4 protein-coding genes are annotated in these 9,879 nt (G+C 74.7%); all 4 read right to left on the bottom strand.

Translation table 11 applies throughout. The annotated features are described in order from the left end of the window. Nucleotides 1-144 precede the first annotated feature (144 nt). The 4 genes from ACFZB9_RS24630 to pabB all read right to left on the bottom strand — a co-directional run bounded on the left by ACFZB9_RS24630 (nt 145) and on the right by pabB (nt 9,868). Nucleotides 145-996: an ABC transporter permease gene (locus ACFZB9_RS24630; RefSeq protein ID WP_391450478.1), complete on the bottom strand. Its 852-nt coding sequence runs from the start codon at nt 994-996 to the stop codon at nt 145-147. Then, nucleotides 993-1,940 (bottom strand): ATP-binding cassette domain-containing protein, encoded by a 948-nt coding sequence (locus ACFZB9_RS24625; RefSeq protein ID WP_391450476.1) that lies wholly within the window; start codon nt 1,938-1,940, stop codon nt 993-995. The genes ACFZB9_RS24630 and ACFZB9_RS24625 overlap by 4 nt, the downstream gene beginning before the upstream one ends. A 241-nt stretch (nt 1,941-2,181) precedes the next feature. Further along, nucleotides 2,182-7,548, bottom strand: coding sequence for a beta-ketoacyl synthase N-terminal-like domain-containing protein (locus ACFZB9_RS24620; RefSeq protein ID WP_391450474.1), 5,367 nt, complete (start codon nt 7,546-7,548; stop codon nt 2,182-2,184). Nucleotides 7,549-7,642: 94 nt separating this feature from the next. Further along, the gene (gene pabB / locus ACFZB9_RS24615) at nt 7,643-9,868 is read right to left on the bottom strand and encodes an aminodeoxychorismate synthase component I (protein WP_391450472.1); all 2,226 of its coding nucleotides are present in this window, start codon (nt 9,866-9,868) and stop codon (nt 7,643-7,645) included. Between the last annotated feature and the right edge of the window lie 11 nt (nt 9,869-9,879).

Raw genomic sequence — 9,879 nt, 5'->3', positions numbered from 1 at the left:
CCGCCGGATGGTGAGTCCCGGCAGATGGCCCACGATCAGATAGGGCTGCGGGCCCGGTCTTCGTCGGAAGACCGGGCCCGCGGGCTCTGTCGCGCGAGCCCTGCTGACAGCGGACGGCAGCGGACTGCAGCGGCTTGTAGTGGCCTACATCGGACGGCGGAACCCGAGCACCGCGAGGGTGGCTCCGATCACCGCGATGACGCCGCTGAAGAGCAGCGCGGGCACGATGGCGTCGGCGCCGGGGATGCTGAGGGCGAGCGCGCGGGTGGCGTTGATCGCGTAGGTCAGGGGGTTGAGCCGGGCGACGGCGCCGAGCCAGGCGGGCAGGTCGGCGACCGGGATGTAGGCGCTGGAGGCGAACATCATGGGCAGGACCGCGATGATCGCGAGGTTCTGCATCGGTTCCGCGCGGCGCAGCCAGGCACCCGCGGCGATGAACGCCCACCCCAGGGCCCAGCTGATGAAGAGCGTCAGGCCGACCGAGGCGGCGATCTCGGCCACCCCGCCGTGCGGCCGGTACCCCAGCAGGGTGAGGGCCAGAATCAGGATGATCACCGCCTGGACTGCACTGCGGACCAGGTTCGCCAGGCTGCGGGCGATCAGCAGCGAGCTGGGGTGGATCGGCAGTGAGCGCAGCCGCGCGACGATCCCGTTCTTCATGTCGTCCACCAGGCCGACCCCGGACTGCACGGCGGACTGCACCGCGTTGTCCACCAGGACGGCCGACAGCACGAAGTCGAGGTAGCTGACTCCCTTGGGGAAGTGCGGCGGTGCCCCCATCTTGCTGAAGACCTGGGTCAGCACGAAGAGGATGATGACCGGTTGCAGCAGCCCGAACAGCACCACCCCGGGATCGGTCACCAGGGCGCGCAGCGAGCGCCCGGTGAGGACCCGGACCTGCAGGAACATCGAACTGCGGGCCCAGCGCACGGGCGGTGCGGTCGCCGCTTCGGCGGGCACCGCCGCGCTCGTGGTCGTGCTCGTGCTGGTACTCATCGGACCGGTCCTCCTGATGACGGCGTGGGTTGTGCTGCCAGGTTGAGGTAGACGTCGTCGAGACTCGGCTCGGCGAAGGCGAGTTCGGCCGCCTCGATGCCGACGTGGTCGAGGGCGCGGACCACGCGGGCCATCTCCCGCGACGCGTCGATGGGGACGGTGATCGTGCCGTCCGCCGGGCTCGTCACCGGCTCCAGGCCGGAGCGGCGCAGCGCCGCGACGGCGGCCCGGGGGTCGTCGGTGTCGTCGAGGGCGACGGTGACGGTGCGCCGGCCGACCCTGGCCTTGAGTTCGGCCGCGGTCCCGCCGGCGATCACCGAACCGGCGGCGAGCACCACGATCGAGTCGGCCAGGCGGTCGGCCTCCTCCAGGTACTGCGTGGTGAGGACGACCGTGGTTCCCTCGGCGACCAGGCCTTCGACGATCTCCCACAGGCCCAGTCGGCTCGACGGGTCCAGGCCGGTGGTCGGCTCGTCGAGGAAGATGACCTCCGGTCGGCCGACCAGACTGGCGGCGAGGTCCAGGCGTCGGCGCAGCCCGCCGGAGTAGGTGCCGGCCCGGCGGGTGGCGACCTCCCGCAGCGCGAACAGCTCCAGCAGTTCGTCGGCCCGGGCGTGGGCCGCCCGGCGGTCGGCGCCCAGCAGACGGGCGAGCAGGACCAGGTTGTCCCGCGCGCTGAGCCGGCCGTCGACCGAGGCGAACTGTCCGGTGAGGCCGATGCGTTGGCGGATCTCGCGGGGCTGTCGCACGACGTCGAGACCGGCGACCGTGGCCCGGCCCGAGGTGGGCGGGAGCGAGGCGGTGAGGATGTTGACGAGCGTGGTCTTGCCCGCTCCGTTGTGCCCGAGCAGGGCCAGGACGGTCCCGCGGCGCGCGGAGACGGTCACGGAGTCGAGCGCTCGGACGGTGCCGAACACCTTGCTCAGGTCGTGCGCCTCGATCATGACCTCCCCGGGTGCTCGGGGGAGGGACGCAGGGGTGGTGCCGGTCATCGGTGATCTCCCGGGGTCGGAGGTGGGTTCGGAGGGGGTCGGAGGTGTCTCCGGAGTGTCTTCGGAGGTGTCTTCGGAGAAGGGCCGGAGGTGTCTCCGGAGGTGGAGCGAGGAAAGCCGACCGGCGATCGGTCGCCGGTCGGCTGCTGGTGTCCGTCGTTCGGGCGGTTCGCGGGGAACCGCCCGGGCGGGGTTACCTGTTGGTGCCGTCCAGGAGCCGGAAGAGCTCCTCGTCGGTGGCCGCGCCGACGTCGGGTCGGCCGTTGCCCTCGGCGGGGGCCGGCCCCCAGCGCCTGGCGAGCTCCTTGAGCCGCGCGGCCGTGTCGGCGTCGAGCCCGGTGCCGGACTGGAGCAGACGCTCCAGCTCGTCCGTGAGGGCGCTCGCCGAGCGCGGGGCGGTGGTGGTGGAGCGGGTGAGTTCGGCTCGGACGAGCCGGGCGATCGCGCCGGGCGTGGGGTGGTCGAAGACGAGGGTGGCCGGCAGGCGGGCACCGGTGGCCGCGATGATCCGGTTCCGCAGCTCGATCGCGTTCACCGAGTTGATGCCCAGCTCCGTGAAGGGCTGCTCGGCGGGGGAGCCCTCCAGCGCACCGCCGCCGAGCACGGCCTCGGTCTCGGTGAGCACCAGGCGCAGCAGGAACTCCTCCTGCGCGGCCTCGTCGAGTCCGGCCAGCCGGTCGGCCGGTGCGGGCACGGATGCCACGGCGGATGTCGACCAGGTCGGGGGAGCGTCGTCGCCCGGGGCGCTGAGCGGCGCCGCGATCCAGTACAGCTGACGCTGGAACGGATAGGTGGGCAACGGCACCGAGCGGGCGCCCGGGAGCGCCGCCGCCCAGTCCACCGGTGCGCCGTCCAGGTGCAGCCGGGCGAGGGCGGCGAGCACGGCCCGCTCCTCGTCAAGGCTGCCATGCGGGCCGGTCGGTATGACACCCGTGTCCACCGGGTCGGCGCCGGCGGCGCAGAGGCACTCGTCGATCATCGGAGCGAGCGCGATCTCCGGGCCCAGCTCCACGAAGCGGTCGGTCCGCTCGCCGCGCAGCAGCTCGACCGCGTCCAGGAAGCGGACCGGTTCGCGGACGTGGCGGACCCAGAAGCCGGGGTCCCGGGCCTCCTGTTCGGTCAGCAGCCGGCCGGTGAGGCCGGAGACCAGCGGCACGGTGGGCGCGGCCGGAGCGAGCGTGTCGAGGACCTCCCGGAAGTCCGCCAGCATGGGCGCCATCAGCGGCGAGTGGAAGGCGTGGCTGACCGCGAGCCGCTTGGTCCGGTGCCCGGCGGCGCCGAGCCGGTCGGCCAGCCCGGCCAGCGCCTCCTCGGCCCCCGACAGGACGACGGAGCACGGGCCGTTCACCGCCGCGACCGCCACCGCGTCGGCGAACTCGCCCAGCCACGGCGCGAGTTCAAGCTCCGGGAGCCGGACCGCCAGCATCGCGCCGCCGGCCGGCAGGGCCTCCATCAGCCGACCGCGGGCCGCCACCAGGGTGCAGGCGTCCGGCAGCGAGAAGACACCGGCCACGTGGGCGGCGGCGATCTCGCCGATCGAATGGCCGACCAGGTGGTCCGGGAGCACGCCCCAGGACTCGAACAGGCGGTACAGCGCCACCTCGTGGGCGAAGAGCGCCGGCTGGGCGTAGCCCGTCCGGTCGAGCAGCGCCTGCCCGGCAGCCGCCCGGTCGACGCCCTCGCCCTGCTCCCACATCACGGAGAGCAGCGGCCGGTCCAGCAACGGGTCGAGCCGTGCGCAGACCTCGCGCAGAGCGGCGTCGAAGGCCGGGAAAGCACGGGCGAGTTGCCGGCCCATGCCGAGCCGCTGGCTGCCCTGCCCGGTGAAGGCGAAGGCGAGCGGGCCGTGCCGGCGGCGCCCCGGCAGGACGCCGGTGGACGAGGCGCGGGTGGACGAGGCGCCGGTACCGAGCGCGGCCGCTGCCGACCGCAGCTCCTCCCGACCGGCACCGAGGAGGAAGGCCCGATGGCCGCCGTGCAGCGCACGGGTGGTGGCCAGCGCGAAGGCGATGTCGCGCGGGGACTGCTCGGGGTGGGCCGCGATGTGGTCGGCGAGCTGCCGAGCGCGGGCCCGCAGCGCGGACTCGCTGCGGGCGGAGAGCAGCCAGGGCACGGCCCTGTCCGTCACGGGTCCGGCCGAGCCCGATCCGGCCGAGTCCGGTCCGGCCGAGCCCGTCCCGGTTGAGTCCGGTCCGGCCGAGCCCGTCCCGGCGGGGCCCGGTCCGGCGGCGGCCTCGGGCGGAGCCTCCTCCAGGATCAGGTGGGCGTTGGTGCCGCTGATCCCGAACGAGGAGACGCCCGCCCGCCGCACCCGGCCGGGCCGGGCGGGCCACGGCTGGGGTTCGGTCAGCAGCCGTACCGCCCCCGAGGACCAGTCCACCCGGGTGGCGGGCCGGTCGACGTGCAGGGTCCTCGGCAGGACCCCGTGCCGCAGGGCCTGCACCATCTTGATCACCCCGGCGGCGCCGGCGGCGGCCTGGGCGTGCCCGATGTTCGACTTCACCGAGCCGAGCCAGAGCGGCCGCTCCGCGGGGTGCGCCCGGCCGTAGGTCGCGAGCAGGGCCTGGGCCTCGATCGGGTCGCCCAGGGTGGTCCCGGTGCCGTGCGCCTCCACCGCGTCGACCTCTGCGGCGGACAGCCCGGCATCGGCCAGCGCCCGCCGGATGACGCGCTGTTGAGCGGGTCCGTTGGGCGCGGTGAGACCGTTCGAGGCGCCGTCCTGGTTGACCGCGGATCCCCGCACCAGCGCCAGCACCTGGTGCCCGTTGCGCCGGGCGTCGGCGAGCCGCTCCAGTACGAGCAGGCCCACCCCCTCCGCCCAGCCCGCACCGTCGGCGGCCTGCGCGAAGGACTTGCACCGGCCGTCGGGGGCCAGGCCGCGCAGGCGGGAGAACTCCACGAAGGAGGTCGGTGTCGCCATCACGGCCACCCCGCCGGCCAGCGCCAGGGCGGACTCGCCGGATCGAAGGGACTGGCAGGCCAGGTGGAGGGCGACGAGCGAGGACGAGCAGGCCGTGTCGACGGTCAGGGCCGGGCCCTCCAGAGCGAGGGTGTAGGAGATCCGGCCGGCCAGCGCGCTCGCGGCCGTGCCGATCCCGAGCAGTCCCTCCAACTCGCCGGCACCGCCGCTCGCCAGGTGCGCCGCGTAGTCGTGGTACATCGCACCGGCGAAGACCCCGGTCCGGGACCCGCGCAGCGTCGTCGGGTCGATCCGCGCCTGCTCCAGGGCCTCCCAGGCGGTCTCCAGCAGGAGCCGCTGCTGCGGGTCGGTCGCCAGCGCCTCCCGCTGCGAGAGCCCGAAGAACTCCGCGTCGAAGCGGCCCGCGTCGTGCAGGAACCCGCCCGCCCGGGTGTACGAGGTGCCCGGGTGCTCCGGATCGGGGTCGAACAGGCGGGCCAGATCCCAGCCGCGGTCGGCCGGGAAGCCGGAGACCGCATCGGTGCCCTCCGTGAGCAGGGTCCACAGGTCCTCGGGGGAGGCCACCTGGCCGGGCAGTCGGCAGGCCATCCCGACGATGGCGATCGGTTCGTCGGCCCGCCCGTCCGTCCGCCCGTCCGTCCGCCCGTCGGCCCGCCCGTTCGCCGGCTCCGGGAGCTCCTGCGCGCCGCTCGGGTCGGCCCGGCCGGTCAGCACCAGGGCGAGCGCCGCCGGGCTCGGGAAGTCGAAGGCCAGGCTGACCGGGAGCGCCAGCCCGGTCGCCTCGACCAGCAGGTTGCGCAGCCGGATGGCGCGGATCGAGTCCAGCCCGTGACCGCGGAAGGTGGCCTCGGGTTCGATGGGGGACTCCTCGGCGTCCGGGCCGAGCACCGTCGTGACGCAGCGTCGGACCAGGCCGAGGGCGTCCGCGAGGCTGCGCGGCGGCGCCGCCGTCGGCGGGGCCGGGCGCGGCGGGAGGTTGTCGCCGGCGAGCAGTTCCTCCAGCGCCCGCCGGTGGAGCTTGCCCGCGGGCGTGCGGGGCAGATCGTCGCCGACGGTCAGCAGTTCCAGCGGGATCTTGTACTCGGCGACCCCGCGGCCCCGGAGGAAGCCGGTCACCTCGCCGAGGCCGATCCGAGCGCTCGCCTGGTCGGTGACGACCAGGCAGGGGTACTCCCCGAGCCGGGGATCGGGCCTGGCGACCACCGCCAGCGCACCGATCCCGGGCAGCTCCGCCAGCAGGCCCTGGATCTCGGTGGCGTTGAACTTCCGGCCGCCGACGTTGATCAGCTCGGCCGCCCGTCCGTGGAACCGGACCAGGCCCTGTTCGTCGACGCTCGCCAGGTCGCCGGTGCGCAGCCAGCCGTCCGTGGTGACCGCGGCCCGGGTCAGTTGCGGCTCGCGGAAGTAGCCGCGGAACATGCTGGGGCTGCGGTACCGCAGCTCGCCCACCTCGCCCGGTGGGCACTCCTGGCCGTCCTCGCGCACGATGCGCACCCGCGCGCCGCTGGTCGGGCGTCCGACGCGGGTGGCGGCCACCTCGGCGGGGTCGTCCGTGCCGGTGCAGGTGCCGGTGCCGAGTTCCGACATTCCCCAGACCACCACGAGGCTGGTGTCCAGCGCGGCCCGCACCTCGCCGACCAGTGCGCCCGCGATGGCCGCGCCGGCCGTGCGGACCTCGCGCGGGCGGAATCCCGCCGGCTCCCCGGTCCGCGCCAGGCGCGTGACGATGTCGTGCAGCTGGGCCGGCACCGCGAAGACCACGCCGGGGTCGGTGCGCCGGGCCAGCTCCAGGAACCGGTCCGGGTCCCAGCCGCGCAGCAGGACCTGCCGGCAGGAGGTGAACAGGGCGGCGTGCAGCGACTGCAGGCCGAACAGGTGGGTGAGCGGGCAGGCCGTGATGACCGCGCCGGTGAACGCCGCGGCGCCCGCCGCCGCCACGCCCGCGGTGTTCGAGAGCAGGCCGTCGTGGCTGTGCAGGCAGAGCTTGGGCCGCGCGGAGGTGGTGCCGGAGGAGGGGATGAGGACGAAGGGCAGGTCCGGGTGGACGTCCACCGGGTGCGGGGCGCTGCCCAGCCAGTCGGCCAGCAGCCGCTGCACCGGGAGCACCCGCGGATCCGGCTCCCCGGCGAGCTCCCCGGTGACCAGCACGGCGCGCAGCGAGGGCACCGCGGTCAGCAGCGCCCGCCCTGCCGCCGCCTGCCCGCCGTCACCGCTGCCCGGGGCGCCCGGCCCCAGCACGACGACCGCCGGGTCCACCCGCTCCAGCAGTGCGCTCACCTCGGCACTGCCGTTGCCCTGGTGCACCGGCATCATGACCGCGCCCACGGCCGCGACGGCCAGGTGCAGGGTCGCGTACTCCCAGCAGTTGGGCAGCCGCACCGCGACCACGTCGCCGACGCCGACGCCGAGTTCCTGCAGCCCGCGGGCGAGTGCGTCGACCTCCGCACTCCACTGGCGCCAGGTCCGCGACCGGTCCCCGTCCGTGAGCGCCACCGCGTCCGGGTCCACGCTCACGGCGGCGGCGAAGACCGCCGGGAGCGTGAGACCGCGCAGGGCCTGGCCGGACGGGGCCGGCGATCCGCTCCGGCCCTCGTCGGCGGCCGGATCTGTCGCGTAGTCATCGATGCGGACGGACACCATCACTCCCCGGGAAGGCCGGCCACTGCATGGGTTTGCCGATCCATGCTCGGCCGGGGAGCACCGGGAAAGCCCTAGAGGTGCCCGGTAGCAGCCCCTAGAGCTGTCCGGCGGCAGCGCCGGAGGCGACCCGTGCTCCCGGGATCCCGGTGTCCAGCGCTCCCGGGAACCCGGTGTCGAGCAGCATCCGCAGCGGCGCCGCCTTCACCACCGTCTCGTCGAACTCCGCCTCCGGGTCCGACAGGGCGATGATCGCGCCGCCGACTCCGTAGCGCAGCCGCCCGCCGCTCAGCACCGCGGTGCGGATGACGATGCTCAGGTCGGCGGCCCCGGTCAGCGAGAAGTACCCGATGGCACCCGAGTAGAGGCCGCGCGGCCCGCCTTCGAGCCGGTCGATGATCTGCATGGTCCGGATCTTCGGGGCGCCGGTCATCGAGCCGCCGGGGAACGCGGAGCGGACCGCCGCGACCGCCGTGGTGTCGGGGCGCAGCCGCGCCCGCACGGTGCTGACCAGCTGGTGGACCGTGGCGTAGGTCTCGACCTGGAAGACCGGGTCGGCCACCACCGTGCCGATCTCGGCGCAGCGCCCGAGGTCGTGCCGGACCAGGTCCACGATCATCAGGTTCTCGGCCCGGTCCTTCTCACTGGTCGTCAGGTCGGCCACCAGCAGCGCGTCCTCGGCCGGGGTGGCTCCCCGGGGCCGGGTGCCCTTGATCGGCTTGGACTCCATGACGCCCTGCCGGTCGACCCGCAGGAACCGCTCCGGGGAGGTGCTCAGCACCGAGAGCCCGCCGAAGTCGAGGAAGGCCCCGAACGGGGCGGGGCTCGCGCGGCGCAGGAACCGGTAGGCCTGCCACGGATCGAGGTCGGTCTCGGCCTCGATCATGTTGGTGAGGCACACCTCGTAGGTCTCACCGGCCTTGATCTCCTCCTGGCAGCTCCCGATGAGGTCGAGGTACTCCGCGCGGCCGTGCCGCAGCCGCAGCTCCGCGCCCCGCCCCCGGGCAGGCGCCTGGCACGGGCCGGGCGCCTGCCCCGCGCAGGCCGCCAGCCGTGCCGCCGCGTCGGCCAGCCAGTCCCGGGCCGCCGCCTCCCGGCCCTCCTCGGCCAGGGCCAGCAGGTGGGTCGTTGCGGACCGGTGGTCCAGGACGACCGCCCGGTCCGCGAAGACCATGGCCGCGTCCGGGTCGGCCGAGCGGTGCGCCAGGTCGCCGTCGCACTCGGCCTTCAGCTCGTAGCCGAGGCAGCCGACCCAGCCCAGCGCGAAGTCGAACGGCAGCTCGGACAGCTCCGGCAGCTCGACGTGCAGGGCGCGCAGGTCGCGGTCCAGCCAGTCCAGGAACGTGCTGTGGACGACCTGGGTCGAGTCCGCCGAGGTTATGGTCACGGTGCCGGCGAACACGTCGGCGGTGGCGACCCGGGCGAGCGGGCCGGCGGCGTTGCCCAGGACGGAGAGCTGTCCCAGAGCACCCCCGGGCCGGCTGCTGTCCAGCCAGAAGGGCCGGTCGCCTGCGCGGAACAGGCGGTCGAAGACCACCTCGGCGTCCCAGTCGGTGGGCAGGTGCTCGGTCAGCACGCGCAGCCGGCGCACCGGCGGGCTGCCAGCGTTGCCGCTGCTCCCGGTGCTCCCGGTGCTCCCGGTGCTGTCGGCGCGCTCGGCGGCGGGTGCAGTGGGTGCGGTGCGTGCGGCGGATGCGGTGGCCCTCGGTGCGGGGATCGCGGCCGGTGCGGTGCGGCGCCGGCCGTGCCGCCCGGTCAGCTGCCGGAAGTTCTCCAGCAGCCGCCGGCCGCCCTCGGTGCCGATCGACTCGGGATGGAACTGCACGCCCCACAGCGGCAGTGTGCGGTGGCGCAGCGCCATGACCACACCGTCGTCCTGGGCCCAGGCGATCGGCTCCAGTTCGGGGGCCGGCGCGGTGACGGCGAGGGAGTGGTAGCGGACGACCTCCAGCGGCTGCGGCAGTCCGTCGAAGAGCCCGGTGCCGTCGTGCCGGACCAGTGAGGAGCGCCCGTGCCGGGGCTCGGGGGCGCGCTCCACCCGTGCACCGTGGGCCAGGGCCATGCCCTGGTGCCCGAGGCAGACCCCGAGGACCGGAATCCGCCCCTCCGTGGCGATCTGTGCGCAGAGGCCGAAGTCGGCGGGGCGGTGCGGGGTGCCGGGCCCCGGCGACAGCACGACGTTGTCGAACCCGTCGAGCAGTTCCGGACGCCAGGCCGGGTCGTCGTTGCGGATCACCTCCGGCTCCCGCCCGTTCACCTCCGCGAGGTAGTGGAAGAGGTTGTAGGTGAAGGAGTCGTAGTTGTCGACGAGTAGTGTGCGCATCAGAAGGTCCT

Origin of the sequence: Kitasatospora sp. NPDC008050 (genome assembly GCF_042957465.1) — a bacterium.
Lineage (GTDB): Bacteria > Actinomycetota > Actinomycetes > Streptomycetales > Streptomycetaceae > Kitasatospora.
The sequence above is the reverse complement of the archived record's forward strand: the minus strand, read 5'-3'. Positions and strand labels throughout refer to the sequence as shown.